Genomic DNA, 21,578 nt, shown 5'->3' with positions numbered 1-21,578 from the left:
TCCCACGAGCCGAAAGCATCGGCAGCGATGTACGCACCGCCATCCGCATCATGCAGATGGACTGTCCGACCGAAGAAGCGCTGATCCGCACCAGGTTCAGCCGCATGCCGGCCGTGCGCAGCATGGATTTCAACCTGATGCAACGGGTGCTGACGGTCGTGCACGCGCCCGATGCGCTCGGCACCATCCTCGCCGCGCTGCGCTCGCTCGACTTCACACCTGAACTCGCCGACGCCAGGCCAAACGCAGATTCAAACGCAAACCCGGCGTCCGCGGTCGCGCCTCACACGCCGTCCAGGCCGTGGTGGCCGCTGGCGCTGGCAGGCCTCGCCGCCGTGGGCTCGGAGGCCGCCGGCTGGCTCGGCGCGCCCGTCTGGCTGGCCGCGGGTCTGGCGATCCTCGCCGTCGCCTCCTGCGGCCTCACCACTTACAGGAAGGGCTGGCTCGCGATCCGCAACGGCAACCTCAACATCAACGCGCTGATGAGCATTGCGGTGACCGGCGCGCTGATCCTGCGCCAGTGGCCGGAAGCCGCGATGGTGATGGTCCTCTTCACGATCGCCGAATTGATCGAGGCGAAATCGCTCGACCGCGCCCGCAACGCGATCAAGGGCCTGATGCAGTTGACGCCCGAACAGGCGAGCGTGCAGCAGGCCGACGGCAGCTGGCGTTCGCTGGGGCTCAAGGCGATCGCGCTCGGCGCCGTGGTTCGCGTGAAGCCGGGTGAACGCGTCGCGCTCGACGGCGAAATCGTCGCGGGCCGTTCGAGCGTGAATCAGGCGCCGATCACCGGCGAAAGTTTGCCCGTCGACAAAACCATTGGTGACGCAGTGTTCGCCGGCACGATCAACCAGGCCGGTTCGTTCGACTATCGCGTGACGGCGGCGGCCAGCAACACGACGCTCGCGCGCATCATTCACGCGGTCGAAGAAGCGCAAGGCGCCAAAGCGCCGACGCAACGTTTCGTCGACCAGTTCGCGCGCGTCTATACGCCGATCGTGTTCGCGGCCGCGCTTGCGGTCGCGGTGCTGCCGCCGCTGCTGCTCGGCGGCCTGTGGCAGGCGTGGATCTATAAAGCGCTGGTGATGCTGGTGATCGCCTGCCCGTGCGCGCTGGTGATCTCGACGCCGGTGACCATCGTCAGCGGCCTCGCCGCAGCGGCACGTCACGGCATTTTGATCAAAGGCGGCGCCTACCTCGAACAGGGCCGCAAGCTGAGCTGGCTCGCGCTCGACAAAACCGGCACGATCACGCACGGCAAACCGGTGCAAACGGAGTTCGAAGCGCTGGCCGGTGTCGGTGCCGCCGGTTGCCGGTCGCTCGCGGCGAGTCTCGCGAGCCGCTCGGATCATCCGGTGTCGCTGGCGATCGCGGCAGCGGCCAAAGCCGAAGGCGTCAGGAGCGCGACGGTCGATGCGTTCGAAGCGCTGACGGGACGTGGCGTGCGCGGCGATATCGACGGTTTGCCGTATTGGCTCGGCAATCATCGGTTGGTCGAAGAACTCGGCCGCTGTTCAGCGCCGCTCGAAGCGCGCCTCGATGCGCTCGAACGGCAAGGCAAAACGGTCGTGATGCTGGTGGATGCCGAACGTGTGCTGGCGCTCTTCGCCGTCGCCGATACGGTGAAGGACACGAGCCGCGCCGCCATCGCCGATTTACATCGCCTCGGCGTACGAACCGCGATGCTCTCCGGCGACAACCCGCACACGGCGGAGGCGATCGCGCAGCAGGTCGGCATCGACGAAGCACGCGGCGATCAGTTGCCGGCAGACAAGCAGAACGCGGTGGCGAGCTGGTCGAAGGACGGCGCTGTGGTCGGGATGGTCGGCGACGGCATCAACGACGCGCCGGCGCTCGCACGCGCGGATATCGGCTTCGCGATGGGCGCAATGGGCACCGACACCGCGATCGAAACCGCCGACGTCGCGCTGATGGACGACGACCTGCGCAAGATTCCGCTGTTCGTACGGCTCTCGAAGGCGACGCGTGCCGTGCTGGTTCAGAACATTACCTTGGCGCTGGGCATCAAGGCCGTTTTCCTCGTGCTGACGGTCATGGGCCTGGGCACGATGTGGATGGCAGTGTTCGCCGATGTGGGCGCGAGTTTGCTGGTGGTGGCGAACGGGTTGCGGCTGTTGCGCAAGTGAGCGCGCTTTCACGCGGCGTCGACTGGTGCAAAAAAGGGCGGACCAAAGGCCGCCCTTTTTTCAGCGCATCGCGTTCAGAGGATCAGAACGCGGCGGTATCCGCGCCATATGCCTTGTCGTACGGCCCCGCCGGCAAGCCCGTGCCGAGCACGCCCACCGCCCGGAAATTCGCCTGACGTGCGAGCGGAATATAGTCCGGCTTCGCTTTCTCGATCGCCGCCGCGACCGCCGCCGAAATCAACACGCCGAGCACGCCGCCGCTTGTATTCACCTGCGGCGAATAATTCAGCACTTCATGGTTCTTCCACAGCTCTTCGCCGGTCGTGCCGCTCTTCAGCGAATAGTCGAGTTCGACGGTCGTGGTGGTTTTCAGCACGACATATTTCGACTCCCAATGCTTGATCCGGATGTACATAATCGCATCGGCACCGAACATCTTGCCGAGCGCGGCCGGATCGCTCGAGTGAACCATGTTCGCGTCGGACAGGCCGTCGTCGGCCATAACCTTCTTGGTCAGATTGACCGGAAACACGTAGTAACCGCGTTCAGCGATCGGCCGCGAGATGGTCGACAGGAAGAAGTCCGGTGCGCCGACGTCGACACTCTCGTTGACCACCGGCACCACCAGGATCGAATGCGGCGCCTGAGCTCGAAACGCGGTGTAGTCGGCGTGTTTCTGCGCGGTTTTGACCGGCGCGCAAGCTGCCAGCGCGGCCACGGCCGCAGCGGCAAACGCCGCACGAAGTATGGATCGAATGGACATCATGGCTTTTTGGTCGGGTTAGTGGACGCGAGGCGAATCATGTTCGTCATCAACACCGACGACTCTGGCCACGTAGCCTTCTCTTTCTCGAAGTATTGGGTCGCATTAGCGTTGTCGCCGGCTTCGAAAAGCAGCTCACCGTACTCGGCATACATGCCCGGCGGCACCTTCTTGTTCGCCGATTCCGACGCCTGAATCGCGGCCAGCAGCTTCGCCGCGAACGCGTGGCTGTCGGCCGGCGACTGGTAGTAGCTGTACATCGCCGACTCGTAGTCGCCCCAGTTGTACTTCGCGACCGGCTGTTGCACGCAGCCGCTGGTCAATGCAACCAACGCCACCCATGCGACGGCGCAGCCGCCCTTTATACCGACTCTCATCATGGTTGTCTTTCCCCGTTCACACCATTTGCTACGTCGATCTTGATCGTCTCTCCCGAGGCCGCGAAGACCTTCTTGCTGAGCACGATCCCTTCATTGCGCTTCACTTCGATCGTGTGCGCGCCTTCTTCGACCGTCAGCACGCGCCGCACGCCGTCATACAGCGACGCCTGGCCGATCACAGCGCCGTCGAGTACGAGCATCGCATCGGCGGGTGCGCCAATCAGCGCGAGCGTCGGCCGCGTGCCGCCGGTTTCCACTTTCGATGCCGGCATTGCGCAGCCGCTCAGCAGCAGCGCGGCGATCGCGCACGACATCCCCAGCGCGCCGAAACAGCGCTTCATTTGGCTTGTGAGCATGCGTTACTCCGCGACGTAGTAGGTGGCCGCGCTCTTCGCGGCAAGCGTGCCGCTCGTGACCTGCGCGACCGACCCTTCATTGGTTTCGTTGTCGCCGAACGAGCTGACCACGTGCAAGGTCGCGACCGGCGTGGCCGGCAATGCGATCTGGAAGCCGGTCTGGCCGCTTTGCACCGATTCACCCGGCTTGTACACGCGCAGCGCTGCGCCGGGCTGAATGCCCTGACGAGGTCCACCGGTGATGAACACCGTGCTGCCGTCCACTTTCAAAATATCGGTGCGCCATTGACGCTCGTTGAGTTTGGTCATCATCGCGCCGATCACGTCGGAGATCGCGGCGGAGATGGCCTTGTCGTTCAGCGTGCCGTCGTAGTCGGCGCGGCTGCCGAAGCCGGCGATCTCACCCGACTCGGTGCTCGCTTCGCCGCTGCCCTGCGCGGAGAAGAACACGTAGCCGGTCTTCACGTCGACGAGACGCAGTTCGACTTTCGCGTGCGCCGTCTGCACTTTCGTCGAGCTGAGGAAACCCGACTTGCCGGTCGTGCCGCGGCCGAATTCCGTCACCGAGCCGAGGATCAGCGTGTCGACGCCGACCATCTTGCCGTCCTTGTTCAGCCCCTGCTCCGCGGCGATCTTGCTCAGGTCCGGACGCTCGAACACCATGAACTGCTTCGATTCGACCAGACGCGCGGCGAGGATATCGCTGGCCTGCTTGCCAAGCGGATCGAGACTTGCATCGGTGACGAAGGTACGGCCATAGCGCGTCTCGTTCGAGAAGCGGCCAATCGCGATCTTGCGTTTGAAGGCCTTCACCGCCGGCGCGGCTTGCGCCTGTTGCGCAGCGGCCTGCTGGACACGCGGTTGCGGCGCTTCAACCTTGGCCGGTTGATCGGAAACCGTCGCGCAACCGGTCATCGCCATGACGAGCGTCACGGCGCTTAAGGTACGATTCTTCATTTTCCCCGATTTGCATTGTTATGTTGGCCCCGGCGGACTTCGATATACGCGGCGTTTGATTGCCGCCATCGAGTCTGCTCGTCTTTATGCGTGGCGGATTAATCGAATCCCGTCAAAAGACGAATTGTCCTTTTCGATCAAAGACTTTTTCGTTTTTTTATGTGATTCGAAAACCGCTCGATATCGCTTCGCACACCGTTAATATCGGCACGCAAATCCGAATCTTTAGGCTTTGCTAATCGAACGTCCAGAAACCCCATGCTTGATAGACGAACAGTGGATAAGCAAAAATGGGCTTCGATGTGCACTGATTGCATCAATTTGAAAAGCACGTGACGCGTACCGCCTGTTACGGCACTTCGCAGCAACGCTGCCGTCACACGCGAATGCGCTTATGCACTAATGAGCGAACGAACAGCTGTCGGTTTGGGTGCGGCCATTGATCGCCGCCTTCAACGTATCCGAAGGCCGCATTCCGAACAACTTCCGATAATCAGTGGCGAACTGGCTCAGATGCCAGAAGCCCCACGCCGCGGCCACATCCTGCACCGAACGCGACTCGCGCCACGCGCTGCATAAATCACGGCGCGCGCCGTTTAGCCGGATCGTGCGCAGATAGGCGGCGGGCGCCATGCCGAGCACGTCCTGAAAGCAGTACTGCAAAGTGCGCCGGCTCACATGCAGCCGTTCGCACAACTCCGGCACATTGACCGCGCGATCGCGATTGGCCAGCACATATTCACGCGCCTCCGACACGATCGACTGACGCCGCGGACGCGCAGGCATCGCAACCTGCTCCGAGCCCGGCAACGCGCCCACGTCGAACAGCGACGCCAGCACGGACGCCTGCAAATTGTTGCGCGCGAACGAAGACAGCGGCGCGGCGCTCGCCGCGCCGTCGTCGAGAAGCTGGCGCAGCGAAGCGCACAGCCGCTCCTTCCTCGCCATGCCGATCGGCACGACTTCCGTATTCGGCAAATGGTCCGCCAAGCCGACGCGCTCCACTTCGGCCGCGTAACGGCGCAGCACTTCGCCCTTCACCACCACGCCGAAAATCTCGTAACCCGCCGAGGTCAGCAGTTCGAACTCGATCCCGCCCGGACGAAATGCGAGCGCGTCGCCCGCGATCACCTGCGCGTCGATCCGCCCGGAGCCTTCCGGGCACGTGGGAATGCCAAACCAGTAGGCGTCTTTCTGCACTTCGCAGGTTTGCCGCAGCGTGTGACTGGTCGTTTCGACGAACACCTGCATGTGGTCGAGACGCAACTCCGTCAACCCGCCCACAAAGCGGCCCGCGGTCAACTGGTCGTAGGTCTGGCTCCAGCCGTGGAGGTTGCGCGCCTGTTCGTCGGCATCGTGGGCGACGCAAGTCTGCACGCAAAAGCTCGGCTGCGGCGCTGGGGGCCGGTCAGTGAAGCTGTCGCTTTGGCGTTCAATCGTCATACCGGATCTATGAGAACTGAATATCGAAGGCAAAAAGAAGGCAATTCCCATGCCGAACGCATTCGCAGCGTGCAGCATCGACAAGTGCCAACGCCCTGTTCAATTGATGAACAACGCTTTTCACATTGATCAGAAACGGGACAGAAGCGGGACAGAAGCGGGACGTTCATCCTTGGCAGATTGAACAGCGCATCGTGCGACGCGTCGCAACAGTGCCCGTTGCACGTGCGGGACTCACCAGCGCGGTGCATTGGCACACTTCTGGCTCTAGTCTCTCGCGGCCAAGCGAAATATCGCGCCGAATACAGCCCATTCAACATGTGAGGAGCACACAGATGAATCACGCAGAGATGCAATTTCTGACCACCGAATTCCCGTATAAAAAGCAGTATGCGAATTTTATCGGCGGTGAATGGGTCAAGCCTGTCGGAGGCGAGTACTTCGACAATATATCGCCGATCACCGGCGAGCCGTTCACGTCGATCCCACGCTCACGCGAGGCCGATATCGAACTCGCGCTCGACGCTGCCCATCGCGCGAAAGCTGCGTGGGGCAAGACTTCGACCACCGATCGCGCCAACATCCTGAACCGCATCGCCGATCGGATGGAAGCGAATCTGCAACGTCTCGCCGTCGCTGAAACGATCGACAACGGCAAGCCGCTGCGCGAAACCATGGCCGCCGACATTCCGCTTGCGATCGACCACTTCCGCTATTTCGCCGGCGCCGTGCGCGCTCAGGAAGGCTCCATCTCCGAGATCGACGACGACACCGTCGCCTATCACTTTCACGAACCGCTCGGCGTGGTCGGCCAGATCATTCCGTGGAATTTCCCGATCCTGATGGCGGTGTGGAAGGTAGCGCCGGCGCTGGCTGCGGGAAACTGCATCGTGCTCAAGCCGGCCGAGCAAACGCCCGCGTCGATTCTCGTACTGGTCGAACTGATCCAGGACCTGCTGCCGCCGGGCGTGCTGAATGTGGTCAACGGTTTCGGCCTCGAAGCGGGCAAGCCGCTCGCATCGAGCAAACGCATCGCGAAGATCGCCTTCACCGGCGAGACGACCACGGGCCGCCTGATCATGCAGTACGCGAGCCAGAACATCATTCCGGTAACGCTCGAACTCGGCGGCAAGAGCCCGAACATCTTCTTCGCAGATGTGATCGACCACGACGATGGTTACTTCGACAAGGCGCTCGAAGGGTTCGCGATGTTCGCGCTGAATCAGGGCGAGGTGTGTACGTGCCCGTCGCGCGTACTGGTCGATGAAAAGATTTACGACCGCTTCATGGAACGCGCGTTGAAGCGCGTCGCCGCGATCACGCAGGGTCACCCGCTCGATACGAAAACGATGATCGGTGCGCAGGCCTCGCAGGAACAGCTCGAAAAAATCCTCTCGTATGTCGATCTCGGCAAGCAGGAAGGCGCCGAATGCCTGATCGGCGGCGAACGCAACACGCTGGGCGGCGAGCTGAGCAAGGGCTACTACGTGAAGCCGACCGTGTTCCGCGGCCATAACAAGATGCGCATCTTCCAGGAAGAGATCTTCGGGCCGGTGGTGTCGGTGACCACGTTCAAAACCGAAGAAGAAGCGCTGGAGATCGCCAACGATACGCTCTACGGTCTCGGCGCCGGCGTGTGGACGCGCGACGGCACGCGTGCCTATCGCTTCGGCCGGCAGATCCAGGCGGGCCGCGTGTGGACCAACTGCTATCACGCGTATCCGGCGCATGCGGCGTTCGGCGGCTACAAGCAATCCGGCATTGGTCGCGAGAATCACAAGATGATGCTCGATCACTATCAGCAGACCAAGAACCTGCTCGTCAGCTATAGCGAGAAGCCGCTCGGCTTCTTCTAAGCGTAACGATCCTGTTCGAGCGGGCCGCATTGCGCGGCTCGCTCTTTTTTCAGCGAGGGAATGTGATGGCTGATGAAAAGGAAGTCGCACGCGTGATCGCAACGCCTGCCGCGGTGGCGTTGATCGACGCGCTGCGTGCCGAGCATGGCGCAGTGATCTTTCACCAATCCGGCGGATGCTGCGACGGCAGCGCGCCGATGATGTTTCCGCAAGCCGAGTTCATGGTCGGCTCATCCGACGTGAAGCTCGGGACAATCGCCGGCGTGCCGTTCTACATGAGCGAATCGCAGTTCGAGTATTGGCAGCACACGCAACTGATCATCGACGTCGTGCCGGGCAACGGCGGCATGTTTTCTCTCGAAAGACCCAGCGGATTGCGATTCCTGACGCGCTCGCGACTCTTTGAGGACGACGAGAACGCGTGGCTGGAAACGCATCCGGTCGAACGGGCGGATGCGTGAGTTTCTATGACGCGTCTGAACTCGAATCGTCGCCGACTGCGGGTGCCGAGGGCGTGTGCGCGAGCGCCGCGTCGCTATCGTCTTTCAGACCAACGCCGGTAAGTCCCAATCTCCTTGCATGCGTCAGCAGGTAGTGCAATTTGTGCGCGGCTAACGCGTAGTTCAGACCTTCCGGCCGCACGTTCGAAATGCAATTGCGCTGCGCGTCGCTACAGCCTACTTTCGGCGCGTACGTCAGATAGATGCCGAGGCTATCGGGCGAACTCAAACCGGGCCGCTCGCCGATCAGCATCACCACCAGCTTCGCGCCCAACAACTCGCCGATTTCGTCGCCTAGCGCGACGCGCGCCTGCCTCGCGACCACCACCGGGCCGATCTTCCAATCCGTGAGTTTCGGACAGACGGCTTGCAGCAAAGGAATCGATTGCTTTGAAGCAGCGAACGCCGACAGGCCATCGCCGATCACGAACACCACATCGGGTGATTCGGCCGGAACCTGAGCGAGCGCTGCGCGGCTCTCTTCCGACAAACGCCTGCCGAGATCGGGACGCCGCAAGTAATGCTCGCGATCGGGTGCGGCGCTATGCACGTCGAGCGTGCGGAATTTCTGCGCCCGCAACTGTTCGTGCAGCACGTCGGTATCGAGCGGATGATGCACCGCGTCGCGCGCCTGGGCATGCGACAGGTTGAAGGCCAGCAACGGCGCGGTCGGCAAGCTGTTACCCGCGCGGCCCAACGCGATGCGTGCATTGGTGAACTGGCGCAGCGCATTCCATGGATTCTTTTCGAGGAAGTCGCTCATGCGATGCCCATCCAGTCGCGCGCGCCTTCCAGCAGCGGTTGTTGGGTCGATGCGCTGAGCAGTGCGCCGCGCGCGTCGGCGATCTGCATCGACTCGAGCCACTCTTCGAATTCAGGTGCGCGGCGCAGGCCGAGCACTTCGCGCACATACAGCGCGTCGTGAAATGAGGTGCTTTGATAGTTGAGCATCACGTCGTCCGCACCCGGAATGCCCATGATGAAGTTGATGCCCGCCACGCCCAGCAGCGTGAGCAGGTTGTCCATATCGTCCTGATCCGCTTCGGCGTGATTCGTGTAGCAGATATCGCAACCCATCGGCACGCCGAGCAGCTTGCCGCAGAAGTGGTCTTCGAGACCCGCGCGGGTGATCTGCTTGCCGTCGTACAGATACTCGGGTCCGATGAAGCCGACCACCGTGTTGACCAGAAACGGATTGAACTTGCGGGCGACCGCATAGGCGCGCACTTCGCACGTCTGTTGATCGACGCCGTGATGGGCATCGGCCGACAGCGCGCTGCCCTGGCCGGTTTCGAAATACATCAGGTTGTTGCCGACCGTGCCGCGTTTGAGCGACAAGCCCGCTTCATACGCTTCCTGCAACAGCGCGAGCGAAATGCCGAAACCCGAGTTCGCTTTCTCCGTGCCGGCAATCGACTGAAACACCAGATCGACTGGCGCGCCTTTTTCGATCGCGGCGATCGTGTTGGTGAGGTGAGTCAGCACGCACGATTGCGTCGGCACCTGATAGCGCTGGCGGAAGTCGTCGATCATCACGAGCAGCGTGGTGATCGCGGCGAGATTGTCGCTCGCCGGGTTGATGCCGATCATGGCGTCACCGCAGCCGTACATCAGGCCGTCGAGCATCGAAGCGGCGATGCCTTTGACGTCGTCGGTCGGATGATTGGGTTGCAGACGCACCGACATGTGACCCGGCAAGCCAACCGTGTTGCGAAAGCGCGTGATCACCGGACGCTTGCGCGCCGCCGCGATCAGGTCCTGATTGCGCATCAGCTTCGACACCGCCGCGACCATCTCCGGTGTGAGGCCCGCGCTGATACGCGTGAGCGCGCCGGCGTCGGTCGTGCTGCTGAGCAGCCAGTTGCGGAAATCGCCCACGGTCAGATGCGCGATCTCGGCGAACGCTTGCGGCGAGTGATCGTCGATCACGAGGCGCGTGACCTCGTCGCTTTCGTACGGGATCAGCGCTTCGTTGAGAAACGTGCGCAGCGGCACTTGCGCGAGCGCCATCTTGGCCGCGACGCGCTCCTCTTCGCTGGCCGCCGCGACGCCCGCCAACTGGTCGCCCGAACGCTGCGGACTGGCCTTCGCCAGCAGCGTTTTCAGGTCGGCGAAACGATAGGTGCGGCTGCCGATTGTCTCGGTGTAGCTCATCTTTACGACTCCATCGCCGCTGCATACGCAGCGGCTCGATCCGTCACTCTTCGAGCAAAGCGTCCGCCAGCGCCGTTTCGCGTTGATGGCGCGTCAGCAGGAAGTAGACGTAGCCAAGCGCGAGGAAAATCGCGAACACGATGGCCACCAGGAAATTGAAGTAGACCATCGTCGCCAGACAAATCACCGCGGCCACCAGCGCGAACGCCGGAAAGAACGGAAACAGCGGCGCGCGGAACGGACGCTCCATGTTCGGGTCCGAGCGGCGCAGCTTGAACAGCGCCAACATGCTGATGATATACATCACGATAGCGCCAAATACGGACATCGTCACGATGTTCGCCGTCAGCGTCTGGCCGCCGAACTGGATCAGCTCGTCGCTGTAAATCGCGGCGATGCCGACCACGCCGCCCGCGAGAATCGCGCGATGCGGCGTCTTGAAGCGCGGATGCACCTTCGCGAGCCACTCCGGCAGGAAACCCGCGCGAGCCAGCGCGAAGATCTGGCGCGAGTAGCCGAGGATGATGCCGTGAAACGACGCGACGAGCCCAAACAGGCCGAGCCACACCAGCATGTGCATCCAGCCGCTATGTTCGCCGACGATGAATTTCATCGCTTGCGGCAGCGGGTCGTTGATGTTCGACAGCTTGGTCCAGTCGCCCGCCGCGCCGGCAAATACCATCACGCCGATAGCGAGCACCACCAGCGTCAGAATGCCGGTCACGTAGGCGATCGGAATCGAGCGCTTCGGGTTCTTCGCTTCCTCGGCCGCCATCGCGACGCCTTCAATCGCGAGAAAGAACCAGATCGCAAACGGGATCGCCGCGAACATGCCGTGGAACGAACCCATGCTGAAGGTATCCGCACCGGACCAGCCGCCTTTCGTGAAGTTGGCCCACTGGAAACCCGGTGAGACGACGCCCATAAACACCAGCAGTTCGAAGATCGCGAGCAACGTCACGCACAACTCGAAGGCCGCGGCGATCTGCACGCCGACGATATTCAGCGCCATGAAGACGAGATACGCACCCATCGCCGCGTGCTTCGGTTCGAGGCCGGGAAACTGCACGTGCAGATACGCGCCGATCGCGAGTGCAATCGCGGGCGGCGCAAATACGAATTCGACCAGCGTTGCCGCGCCAGCCAGATAACCGCCGGTCGGACCGAACGCGTGGCGCGCATAGGCGAACGGGCCGCCCGCATGCGGAATCGACGTGGTGAGTTCGGTGAAACTGAAGATGAAGGTGGTGTACATCGCCGCGATAAAAACCGCGGTGATGACGAAGCCGAGCGTGCCGGCGCTCGCCCAGCCGTAACTCCAGCCGAAGTACTCGCCCGAAATGACGAGACCGACCGCGATCCCCCACAGTTGCCACGTACCGACCGTCTGTTTCAACTCGTGATGCGCGACCTTACCGACGTGTTGGTTCCTGGATTCTGATTTCATCGGGCACTCCCTGATGTTGCCGCTTGCTTGATGCCGCAAGGTTTTGCGGTGCATGGGCGGACAGGCTTCAGCCGATGGTAGTGAGCCATAAATCGAAGTGTTATCGAAATTCGGCAATTTTCAGACCGCAGGTGTGTCAGCGTGCGCTTAAATGCATCGACCCGCAGTACGCGAAATCCGCAGGATTTGGTAAATGGGGACGTGGTACTTTTGTCCGTATCCGTTTAGCAAACTTCCTTTGACCAGCTCATGAACGAATCGGGCAAGGCATTCGACACGCTGTTCGGTTGGCTAGCGAAACACAATCTGCTGGCGGCGCAGATGCGAATGATCGGGATCTACTACGACGATCCAGGTGTGGTGGCGGAAAGCGATTTGCGTTCGAAGGCCGGCGTGCTGTTGCCGCATCCGGTTCAGGCTTCGGTGACGGTCAGTCCGCCGGTTTCCGTGGCGCACGTGAAAGGCGGTCAATATGCGGTGCTGCGGCACAAAGGGCCGTATAGCGATATGCGTGCGGCGTATGAGTGGCTGTATGGAACGTGGCTGGTGCAGTCGGGACGTGAAGCTGCGGATGCGCCGATGTTCGAGGAATATCTGAATAGCCCGAAGGAGACAGCGCCTGCGGATCTGTTGACGAAGATTTGTTTGCCGCTGGTTTGATGCTTTGCCCGCACTGCTTGTCTTGTGCTCGCTTGCGCAGCGTGGTTCGCTGCTGCCTCTCTGGTTTTTATAGTCTTTGTATATGTATACGTAGTAATAGTTAACAAGCAGCGCGCCAGGCTGTGGATAACTTGAATCTTCGCTTACGGATCAAAGGTCTGCGGAATCGATAACCCTGCGGAGCATGAGCGGACAGGAGCACGGAGCCAGGGAAAACTTTTGTTCGGCGTTGCGAAGCCGCGCTTTTATCAACGTTTCGCCCACAGTGTGTCAGGTGGCTTTTACAAAAGTTGTCCAGAGGGGGCTGTGGATAAGTGGGGTTGCTTATGTCGCGCTCAATCCGCTAACTCGTACGACGTGCTGCGGCCCCCTGCTGCTGATTTTTTCAACACCCCTAATGCGAGGAGTTCGCTGATGTCACGCAATGCGGTATCCGGTGAACACTTTGCAATTGCAGCCCATTTGCTACTGGTTAGCTTTCCGTCGAAACCGTCGAGCAGGCGACTCATCAGTTTGACCTGCCGCTCGTTTAAAGGCGCGCCTGCCCAGCGCTGCCAGAAGCGCGCCTTCGACAGCACGAAGTTCAGCGTGAGTTGGGCGTGATCGACTGCGCGATGCAAAGCACCGAGGAACCAGGCGAGCCACTCGGTGACATCGAGTGAGCCTTTTTGAGTGCGCTCGAGAATGTCGTAATAATCGTTCCGCTCACGCTGGATCTGTGCCGACAAACTGTAGAAGCGCTCGGGGCTGCAGTCGGCACGCGTCAAAAGCAGATCGCCAATGGCCCGTGCAAGGCGGCCGTTGCCGTCGTCGAACGGATGCAGTGTGACGAACCAGAGGTGGGCGAGCCCAGCCTTGAGTACCGGCGGATCGGGTGAATCGTTATTCAGCCAGGTGAGAAAGCGGTCTGCTTCCAGATCGAGACGTCCGGCGGGCGGCGCCTCGAAGTGGACCTTCTGACGACCTATCGGACCGGAAACAACCTGCATCGGACCTTTGGAATCGTCGCGCCAGTTGGCGACGCTGATGCGGGACATGCCGCTGAACCCTGTTGGAAAAAGCGCGGCGTGCCATCCAAACAAGCGCTCTCTCGACACCTCGGCCGAGCAATTCAGGGTGGCGTCGAGCACCATTTCCACGACGCCTTCGACATGGCGGTCGACTGGCGCGAGCGCGCCAATATCGACGCCGAGCTTGCGTGCTATCGACGAACGCACCGATGCGACATTGAGCTGTTCGCCCTCTATCTCGCTGGTTTTGACGACGTCTTCGGTAAGCGCGACAAGACTGGCCTCGCCGCGTAGCGTCAGACCCACATCGGCAAGACGCCCGAACAATAGCCCTTGGGCTCGGGACACTTCCGCGAGCGGAGCCGCAAGGCGTGACAAGTCATAGCGCCATGCCGGCCACTCGGGAAATTCCCAGATGTATAACCAATCTCCGCGATTCATGCGGAGATTATGATCTATTTTCCCCGCAGATACAAATTATTCTCCGCAAAATCAGCGGAGAATAATGATGCTATTCGCCGCTCGGGGCCGTCGGCTCCTCGCGTGAGACTGATTTTTCGAACGGATTAGGCGGGATGAAATGCTGGGACATCTAAAGCCGACGATCTGCGCGATAACCGTTTGCGCAAGAAATCAGCGACTGGAGCAGGAGAAGATCAACTTCGGGTGGGTTGAGGCGGCGCTGCAAAACACGTAATAGCTGTGGCAACGTCAAATCAGAATTCGTTGTCGTACTTATCGGATAACGTCTGTGCGATCGTGGGGCCGTAAGGCCGCAAAGGAGATGTGCCGAGGCTATGGCGTCAATGTCAATTCGGCGATGCAAGCCGTCGGGAGGCCTGGGCGGTCTCGCCATAATTACGGCGCGGCAGTCGACATGAATATCACCGGGTACGTGGGCAAGCGAGTCAAGGATGCGACAGGCCATGACGTCGAGCTTAGGTCATTCGCTGACCTGAAGCACGTTGGCGATGGTTATGGGGTGACCTATTATCCTCACGAAAATATGCATTGGTCTGACACGGGTCATTAATCAAGGAAAATTATGAGAAGGATCGCAGTATCGGTTTTTGTCGCTTTGTTCTGCAATTTTGCGAATGCCCAACAAGCCCCGATTGTTGGCGTGTGGGAGCAGCTTCAGGGCGTAATTTACCACGGAACAGGTCACGAGGAATGTGACCTGCGCTCCACGGTGTATAGAATTTTTAGGTTGCTACATCACAAACAGACGGAGTCTGTAGCGAGACTCAAAACGTGAGATTTTTGGGCCCGTCAGACAAGGCCCTGCGGACTGTGGGACGCATCGGATGAGATTTGGGGAAGCATCGCGTGAGATTTTTTTGCACGCAGCTGAACCGGCATGACAACGGGGTACCTTCCTGGCGAAGCTCTCCCATCGCCATCGCCCATAGGGCCGTCGTGAGCGACCCATCTCGATGCACGCCGGCGGTCAAGAAATGTCCAAGTTTCTGAGACTGGCCTACTCACGCGCCAAGCAGACAGCGATGGCTGTTTAACGAAGCAACTACCGAGTTAAACCCCTCTCTATTTCGCCTCAGGCCAGCCGTTTCGGTGACTGGTCGAGGCGTCGGCGTCTGCCCGTCGCAACCCGACCTCGAGGGCACTCATGAAATCCCCCCGCCTCTGTCTCGCCTGTGGCAACGCGTTCGTGCCGCTGCTGCATGTTCCTCGTCAGCGTTACTGCTCGTCGGAAGCTTGCCAGCGCGCCCGTCGACGCGACTGGCAGAACCACCGGCTCCGTATCGACAGCGACTATCGCGACAACCAGGCCCGTGCTCAGGCGAGATGGCGCGCAGGCCACTCCGACTATTGGCGCGAATATCGAGCTGCACATCCAGCGTATCGGGAGCGCAACAGCAGCATGCAGCGGATGCGCAATGCACGACGGAGTTTCAAGCCGATTGCAAAGATGGATGTCATCGAACTCCCCCGGCCGCTGGGCTCTGGCTTCTACGTGCTGTGTCATGCGGATGATGCCAGCGCTGCAAAAATGGACGCGTGGACCGTCCACATCGCCGTGCTGTCTGCGCCGCCAGCACCGCCCATGTGATTGCAAAGAGATGACGTGATACACATTGGCGTCTGGCCTGCTACCTTTGCCTTGTCACCGTTCGCTTTCAAACCCCACCGCCTGATGTGAAGCCGCGGCGTTCGCATTTTGGGGCTCCCCTTGCGCCCGGTGCCTGCCGCGTGTCTGTGTCTGAGTTGCGGAGCGGAGCATGTCATTCAATAACGCGGGTGGAGCTGTCGTAGCCGGTTCCCTGGCAGGACGGGCGGCTGAGTACGTCCGCATGTCGACCGAGCACCAGCAGTATTCGACCGAGAACCAGCGCGACCGAATTCGGGACTACGCGACCCGCCGCGGATTCGAAATCGTCCGCACATATGCCGATGAGGGTAAAAGCGGTCTTCGAATCGACGGTCGCCGGGCACTCCAGAATCTCATCTCCGATGTAGTCAATGGCAAAGCCGATTTCGGCGTAATCCTCGTCTATGACGTGAGTCGCTGGGGGCGATTCCAGGATGCCGACGAGAGCGCGTATTACGAGTACATCTGCCGCCGTGCCGGCATCCAGGTTGCGTACTGCGCCGAGCAGTTCGAAAACGACGGCTCACCTGTCTCGACCATCGTGAAAGGGGTAAAGCGGGCAATGGCTGGTGAGTACAGCCGCGAGTTGTCTGCGAAGGTTTTCGCGGGCCAGTGCCGTTTAATTGAAATGGGCTTTCGACAAGGAGGCCCAGCGGGTTATGGGCTTCGCCGGGTATTGGTCGATGAGCACGGACTAATGAAGGCGGAGCTTTGCCGCGGCGAACATAAAAGCCTGCAGACGGACCGGGTAATCCTCATGCCGGGGCCGGAAAGCGAGGTGCGAACTGTCAATCTAATCTATAACTGGTTTATCGACGAGTCGCTCGACGAATACGAAATCGCAGCTCGCCTGAACGGCATGCACGTGCGGACCGACCTTGACCGGGAGTGGACACGGGCCACGGTACGGGAGGTATTGACCAACGAGAAATACATCGGCAACAACGTATACAACCGGGTGTCGTTCAAGCTGAAGAAGCTGCGGGTGACCAACACACCGGACATGTGGATTCGAAAGGAGGGGGCATTTCAGGCAATTGTGCCAAGCGAAACGTTCTACACGGCTCAGGGCATCATGAGAGCGAGGGCGCGGCACTACTCGAATGAGGAGCTAATCGAGCGACTACGCAACCTGTTCCGCAGTCGCGGTTTTCTGTCCGGCGTAGTGATTGATGAAACAGATGGCATGCCTTCTACGTCGGTCTATGTGTACCGATTCGGCAGTCTAATTCGTGCCTATCAGACAGTCGGTTTTACCCCCGGCCGAGATTATCGATACATTGAGACCAACCGCTTCCTGCGACAACTGCACCCGGAAATCGTTGCGCAAACGGAGAGGAAAATCGCGGATTTGGGCGGCACGGTGATACGCGACCCGGCAACCGACCTGCTGACCGTCAACGACGAGTTCACGGCCTGCATTGTGCTCGCGCGCTGCCAGGCGCATGACAATGGCCGAAATCACTGGAAGGTGCGCTTCGATACGAGCCTCCTGCCGGATATAACAGTCGCGGTGCGGCTTGACCAGACGAATGCTTCGGCGCTGGACTACTATCTTTTGCCACGTCTGGATTTTGGACAACCGCGTATTCACCTCGCCGACCAGAATCCAATCGAGTTTGAGAGTTATCGCTTTGATACGCTGGACTACCTCTATGGCATGGCCGAGCGTGCCCGTCTCAGGAGAGTAGCGTGAACGCGCGGCAACAGCCCGGAGAAATCCGGATGGTCCCCATCTCCCAGATTGAAGTCATCAATCCGCGAGAACGCAACGGTCGGGTTTTCAAGGAAATCGTCGACAACATCAAGACCATTGGTCTCAAGAAACCAATTGTGGTCACGCCGCGAGCCACGACCGGCGGCATAGAAAAATACCTGCTCGTGTGCGGCGAGGGACGGTTGAAGGCGTTCCGCTCGCTCGGGGAAGCGACTATTCCTGCACTCGTTGTAAGCGTGAGCGACGAGGACGCGTTCGTCATGAGTCTGACGGAAAACATCGCGCGCAGACAGTGTCGTCCACTCGAACGGCTCGCCGGCATTCGGCAATTGCAGGAGCAGGGATATGCGCCGAAGGTCATTGCCGAAAAGACAGGTCTTACGCCGGCTTACGTTCAAGGCATCCTCGCGCTGCTGCGCCAGGGAGAAGAGAGACTTGTCGTTGCGGTGGAGAAAGGCGTCGTCCCCCTGAATGCGGCCCTCATGATTGTTGGCGCCGGCGACGATGACGCTGAAATACAGGCAGCACTCCAGGAGGCCTATGAGTCGGGAAAATTGCGGGGCAAGCAACTGATGAGCGCTCGTCGCATCATCGAGCGCAGAAAAGCACTCGGGCGAAGCACAGCGCACAATATGACGAGCAAATCCGCGGCTGTCACCACATCGAGTCTCGTGCGGACGTATGAGCACGAGGTAGAACGTCAGAAGTCCATGGTGAGAAAAGCCGAGTTCACGCAACAGCGGTTGCTATTTGTGGTCGGCGCATTGAGGCAACTGTTTGCCGATGAGAACTTCATCAACCTGCTGCGCGCGGAGGGACTGGCCAGCCTGCCGAAGTATCTTGCCGAACGCGTTTGGCCAATCGGGAGTGCCACATGACTGGCGTAACTCTCGGATTCATCCCCGAGCCGTTGTCGGTACCGGTCTCCTGCATCTTGCCATCGCGCAGAATACCGGCGCCCGTGGTCGAATCGCGTAAATTCAAGCAGATAAGAACCTCCATTGAAGAGGTAGGCCTCATCGAACCGCTTTCCGTAACGCCTGCGGACCAGTCTTCCGGACAACATGTTCTGCTGGATGGGCATCTACGCTTACTTGCCGTCCAGGACTTGGGGCACGAGCGGGTTGCATGCCTTGTCGCGACCGATGACGAGAGCTACACCTATAACAACCGGGTCAATCGCCTCTCGACAATCCAGGAGCACTATATGATTCGGCGTGTAATTGACAGAGGTGTATCGCCCGAACGATTGGCGAAATCTCTTTCCGTTGATGTATCGCAGATTCTAAAGAAGGCGTCGCTGCTCGACGGCGTTTGCCCGGAAGCGGCTAAACTTCTCGTCGACCGGCAGTTCTCGCCGGAGCTTGTTCGCGCTATTCGCAAAATGAAGCCCACGCGGCAGGTCGAATGCGTTGAGCTGATGGTGGCCGCTAACAATGTGTCAGTCTCCTACGCCGAGGCATTGTTGGTAGCAACGCCTGCAGCGCGCCTTGTCGAGGGCAAGAAGCCACGCAAACTGACCGGCGTTAGCCCGGAGCAGATGGCGAAAATGGAGCGGGAAATGAGCAATCTGCAGGGGCAGTACAAGCTCGTGGAACAGACTTACGGTCAAGACGTGTTGAATTTAGTGCTTGCGAAAGGATATCTCGCCAAGCTCCTCGAAAACGATTCTGCACGGCAATACGTTGCCCAACACCATCCGGATTTGATGGCGGAGTTCGAGTCCATCATTGCAACCATCTCTCTCGACCAGCAGCAATTCGGCACAGTCCTCTAGCCGAACCCTGACATCGTGGCTGTAACACGCCGCGTGCGACGCACTGCGAGATGAGCACCATCGCTTTGACGTCTGCGCCACACAATGGCGATGCTGCGCCTTTTTCTGGTTTTTGCTCAACTGCGACGCCGTTTTACCTCGACAACATCGTTTAGAAGCAGGCAACCTCGACGTCCGCGGGCCAAACGGGTCGCGCCTTCTAAGGCCATTCCATCGGGCGGCATGCTTCGCCAGTCACACTTCCGCTACCACCGCTGCGCGAGCGAGTGGGCTGTCTGATGCGCTGTGGTAGGCGCCAAGTGCAAGCAACACCGCCAGAGCGAGGCCACTGTAAAAGCGCGTCTTCATCCTGATTCCGTCGGTTAGGTCCTTGCAAGCGACATCGGGCTGCCATCGATGTCTGTGGGCCAGACCGGCTCGCGGCTCGTTCGCATGCCGATGTAGTGCAACACCACCGTAAGAGCGATAAATGGCTTGAGCAGCCAGACCAGCAGCGTGGGAACAGCATTGCCTTCAGCGAGCAGTTTCTTGTCGGTGCGGAAGTATAGGTCGCCGCTATTCCGGAGGGAGACTTCAGTTGGAACCAACTCCGGGGCGGGCACAGCAGAGGGGCCACCCTCCATGTAACGGCGAATAAACTCGAACTGGTCGTTTAACCCATGCACGATGGAGCGCCCATTTTCTGTTGTCTCGTCGTCAATCGTGTACACGCGTCGGCCAACCGAGAACGACTGCATCACACGGCCTTCATCGTCGAGCACATGGCAGCGCAATCCGTATGGGGTTCCACGCGAAATCGGGTCTTTCGGACGCTGTTCGATGAAGAAGAAGGCTTTGTCCCAAGGAACCGAGATAACACCTTTCGAACCGGCACCACGAAAGGCGTGCACCATGCGCGTCTTGCGATTGAAGCGCACCGGGATTCTCGTCCAGGTGAAATTTTCCTGGTGGAACCCCCAGAGCGACACGAAAATGATGCCCAAACCGAATAACATGAAGCACACGACGAAGGCCATGGCAAGTACCAGTTCCGCGCCGCTCGTGTTGGGCGGCGGATTCAACATGGCCCATATCATCCCGCAAACGAACAGAACCCCAATTGCGAAGATAAAAATACAGCCGTAAGTCAGCGTTCCGCGCTGTGCGTAGGCAGCGTTGGTGGTCTCGAGATATCCGTCGCTCATCTCGAACACCGAAAAGTCGTCCTGCGCCTTTGTGCTGACCGCAGCATTGACCTTGAGCTGTCGCGCCTTCTCTTCATCGTTGAGCTGCCGGCGCAGCTTCACCCATACAATGCCATCCCATGCCATGGCTAGGCTCCCAATTCGCTATACGCTTTCTGTTCTTCCTGCAGCGTATGATACTTGTCGTCCTTCTTGTTGGTCCCAAAATAGCTCCGCCCCAAAAACTCCTTTACCTCGCGCTCCTTGAACCACATGACGACGAGCCCGATGACGATAAGCAGGATGGTCAACGGCAGTATCCAAGAGTGGCCATTTGACGGCGCACCAGGCCTAGCTGCCGCTCTGCCCCAATTTGCGAAGCGCCTTCGCATTCTCGATATCCTGCTTTTCCAGCGCGCGCAGTCCCGTTACGACGGCGTTGTCCGGGCCAAGATGGCTCTCAAGCAAACCGATAGACATCACGTGCGTGGCGCAGTCATGCAGCCTCGCCTTGAGCGTGCTCTCATCCAGCGCGTCTTTGCCATCATCGGTCTTCGCGTCTGACCATACCTCGCCTGACGACCAGGAACCACTTGCCCCATCCTGTTGGATGCGGGCGTGAATAGCATACTGCCCCGGCTTGAGCCCGATGCGCGCGGTCCAAGAGCGGTCGTCGTCCGGGAACTTGATGGCACACTCCTGCACGGCCGCGTCACTGTTATCGAGCTGAACCCACTGGGCATCATGCGGGGCCTCCGTCTTTGCAAGCGTGGCGGCTGCGCGAGCGAGTGGGCTGTCTGATGCGCTGTGGCAGGCTGTGAGGAGAATCAGCGTTGTGGTGGAGATGAGAAGACCGCAATTCTTTTGCATCGGATGTATGGCAAAAAGTTAAATGTGGACGTGCTTGCGCGCGCGAATTAGAGCCCGGAAGGGCGTAACGTTACGGCACGGGTTGACGCGCTGACCGCGGCCACGACGCAGGCTCCTGCAGTTCAGGCGATTCGGAGCCCCGGCCAGCCCGTTCGGACAGCAGGGAAGACTGCAATCCCAAGCTTGAGCCATTACGGTCGACCCTGAGTTGCCGCAGGCGGCTTCATCCGCCTCAACCTGGCGATTCAAGGCTACCCTGGTCACGTGG

The 21,578-nt window shown here is 60.1% G+C and carries 20 protein-coding genes; 8 read left to right on the top strand and 12 right to left on the bottom strand.

The annotated features are described in order from the left end of the window. Positions 1-50 precede the first annotated feature (50 nt). Entirely contained in the window at positions 51-2,147 is a 2,097-nt protein-coding gene (locus AC07WT_RS00425; RefSeq protein ID WP_494948356.1) for a heavy metal translocating P-type ATPase, read from the top strand. An 82-nt stretch (positions 2,148-2,229) separates the two neighbouring features. Here the strand turns inward: AC07WT_RS00425 and AC07WT_RS00420 are convergent, their stop codons facing one another. The 5 genes from AC07WT_RS00420 to AC07WT_RS00400 all read right to left on the bottom strand — a co-directional run bounded on the left by AC07WT_RS00420 (position 2,230) and on the right by AC07WT_RS00400 (position 6,046). Next, the gene (locus AC07WT_RS00420; RefSeq protein ID WP_494945665.1) at positions 2,230-2,910 is read right to left on the bottom strand and encodes a DUF799 domain-containing protein; all 681 of its coding nucleotides are present in this window, start codon (positions 2,908-2,910) and stop codon (positions 2,230-2,232) included. After that, positions 2,910-3,290, bottom strand: a complete 381-nt coding sequence (locus tag AC07WT_RS00415; protein WP_492590697.1) for a DUF4810 domain-containing protein — start codon at positions 3,288-3,290, stop codon at positions 2,910-2,912. Before AC07WT_RS00415 ends, AC07WT_RS00420 begins: the two co-directional genes overlap by 1 nt. Next, positions 3,287-3,646, bottom strand: a complete 360-nt coding sequence (locus tag AC07WT_RS00410) for a hypothetical protein (protein WP_494945664.1) — start codon at positions 3,644-3,646, stop codon at positions 3,287-3,289. Before AC07WT_RS00410 ends, AC07WT_RS00415 begins: the two co-directional genes overlap by 4 nt. A gap of 3 nt (positions 3,647-3,649) precedes the next feature. Next, complete coding sequence (locus AC07WT_RS00405) at positions 3,650-4,603, bottom strand: CsgG/HfaB family protein (RefSeq protein WP_494945663.1); 954 nt, start codon at positions 4,601-4,603, stop codon at positions 3,650-3,652. A 399-nt stretch (positions 4,604-5,002) separates the two neighbouring features. After that, on the bottom strand, positions 5,003-6,046 hold the full coding sequence (locus AC07WT_RS00400; RefSeq protein WP_494945662.1) for a helix-turn-helix domain-containing protein: 1,044 nt from the start codon (positions 6,044-6,046) through the stop codon (positions 5,003-5,005). Between the two features lie 335 nt (positions 6,047-6,381). Between AC07WT_RS00400 and adh the strand changes: the two genes are divergently transcribed. Continuing rightward, the gene (adh, locus tag AC07WT_RS00395) at positions 6,382-7,902 is read left to right on the top strand and encodes an aldehyde dehydrogenase (protein WP_494945661.1); all 1,521 of its coding nucleotides are present in this window, start codon (positions 6,382-6,384) and stop codon (positions 7,900-7,902) included. Positions 7,903-7,967: 65 nt separating this feature from the next. Then, positions 7,968-8,363, top strand: coding sequence for a DUF779 domain-containing protein (locus AC07WT_RS00390; RefSeq protein WP_494945660.1), 396 nt, complete (start codon positions 7,968-7,970; stop codon positions 8,361-8,363). Positions 8,364-8,367: 4 nt separating this feature from the next. On the opposite strand, the gene eutC is transcribed toward AC07WT_RS00390, so the two are convergent. Genes eutC through eat form a run of 3 tightly spaced genes read right to left on the bottom strand, consistent with a single transcriptional unit; the run spans position 8,368 to position 12,003 of the window. Continuing rightward, a complete protein-coding gene (eutC, locus tag AC07WT_RS00385; RefSeq protein WP_492590703.1) occupies positions 8,368-9,165 on the bottom strand; it encodes an ethanolamine ammonia-lyase subunit EutC in 798 nt (265 codons plus the stop codon). Further along, positions 9,162-10,556, bottom strand: coding sequence for an ethanolamine ammonia-lyase subunit EutB (locus AC07WT_RS00380; RefSeq protein ID WP_494945659.1), 1,395 nt, complete (start codon positions 10,554-10,556; stop codon positions 9,162-9,164). Before AC07WT_RS00380 ends, eutC begins: the two co-directional genes overlap by 4 nt. 43 nt (positions 10,557-10,599) lie before the next feature. Further along, positions 10,600-12,003: an ethanolamine permease gene (gene eat, locus AC07WT_RS00375; RefSeq protein ID WP_494945658.1), complete on the bottom strand. Its 1,404-nt coding sequence runs from the start codon at positions 12,001-12,003 to the stop codon at positions 10,600-10,602. Positions 12,004-12,252: 249 nt separating this feature from the next. On the opposite strand from eat, the gene AC07WT_RS00370 reads away from it, so the two are divergent. Then, a complete protein-coding gene (locus AC07WT_RS00370) occupies positions 12,253-12,663 on the top strand; it encodes an AraC family transcriptional regulator (RefSeq protein ID WP_494945657.1) in 411 nt (136 codons plus the stop codon). 335 nt (positions 12,664-12,998) lie between these two features. On the opposite strand, the gene AC07WT_RS00365 is transcribed toward AC07WT_RS00370, so the two are convergent. Next, a complete protein-coding gene (locus AC07WT_RS00365) occupies positions 12,999-14,114 on the bottom strand; it encodes a Fic family protein (protein ID WP_494945656.1) in 1,116 nt (371 codons plus the stop codon). 1,186 nt (positions 14,115-15,300) lie between these two features. On the opposite strand from AC07WT_RS00365, the gene AC07WT_RS00360 reads away from it, so the two are divergent. From AC07WT_RS00360 to AC07WT_RS00345, 4 genes are all read left to right on the top strand, one after another. Then, a complete protein-coding gene (locus tag AC07WT_RS00360; RefSeq protein ID WP_494945655.1) occupies positions 15,301-15,744 on the top strand; it encodes a hypothetical protein in 444 nt (147 codons plus the stop codon). Between the two features lie 169 nt (positions 15,745-15,913). Beyond that, positions 15,914-17,479 carry a recombinase family protein gene (locus AC07WT_RS00355; protein WP_494945654.1) on the top strand — a complete coding sequence of 522 codons (1,566 nt, stop codon included), beginning with the start codon at positions 15,914-15,916 and terminating at the stop codon, positions 17,477-17,479. Next, complete coding sequence (locus AC07WT_RS00350) at positions 17,476-18,378, top strand: ParB/RepB/Spo0J family partition protein (RefSeq protein WP_494945653.1); 903 nt, start codon at positions 17,476-17,478, stop codon at positions 18,376-18,378. The genes AC07WT_RS00355 and AC07WT_RS00350 overlap by 4 nt, the downstream gene beginning before the upstream one ends. Beyond that, a complete protein-coding gene (locus AC07WT_RS00345) occupies positions 18,375-19,277 on the top strand; it encodes a plasmid partitioning protein RepB C-terminal domain-containing protein (RefSeq protein WP_494945652.1) in 903 nt (300 codons plus the stop codon). The genes AC07WT_RS00350 and AC07WT_RS00345 overlap by 4 nt, the downstream gene beginning before the upstream one ends. A gap of 362 nt (positions 19,278-19,639) precedes the next feature. On the opposite strand, the gene AC07WT_RS00340 is transcribed toward AC07WT_RS00345, so the two are convergent. From AC07WT_RS00340 to AC07WT_RS00330, 3 genes are read right to left on the bottom strand one after another with little or no spacing between them, the layout of a single operon-like run. Next, entirely contained in the window at positions 19,640-20,587 is a 948-nt protein-coding gene (locus tag AC07WT_RS00340) for a DUF6708 domain-containing protein (protein ID WP_494945651.1), read from the bottom strand. 2 nt (positions 20,588-20,589) lie between these two features. Continuing rightward, positions 20,590-20,751 (bottom strand): hypothetical protein, encoded by a 162-nt coding sequence (locus AC07WT_RS00335; RefSeq protein ID WP_494945650.1) that lies wholly within the window; start codon positions 20,749-20,751, stop codon positions 20,590-20,592. 40 nt (positions 20,752-20,791) lie between these two features. Further along, positions 20,792-21,310, bottom strand: coding sequence for a hypothetical protein (locus AC07WT_RS00330; RefSeq protein WP_494945649.1), 519 nt, complete (start codon positions 21,308-21,310; stop codon positions 20,792-20,794). Positions 21,311-21,578 lie beyond the last annotated feature (268 nt).

The organism is Paraburkholderia sp. GW821-FHT02A12, from assembly GCF_059422005.1.
This window is presented reverse-complemented; position numbering and strand designations above follow the sequence as displayed.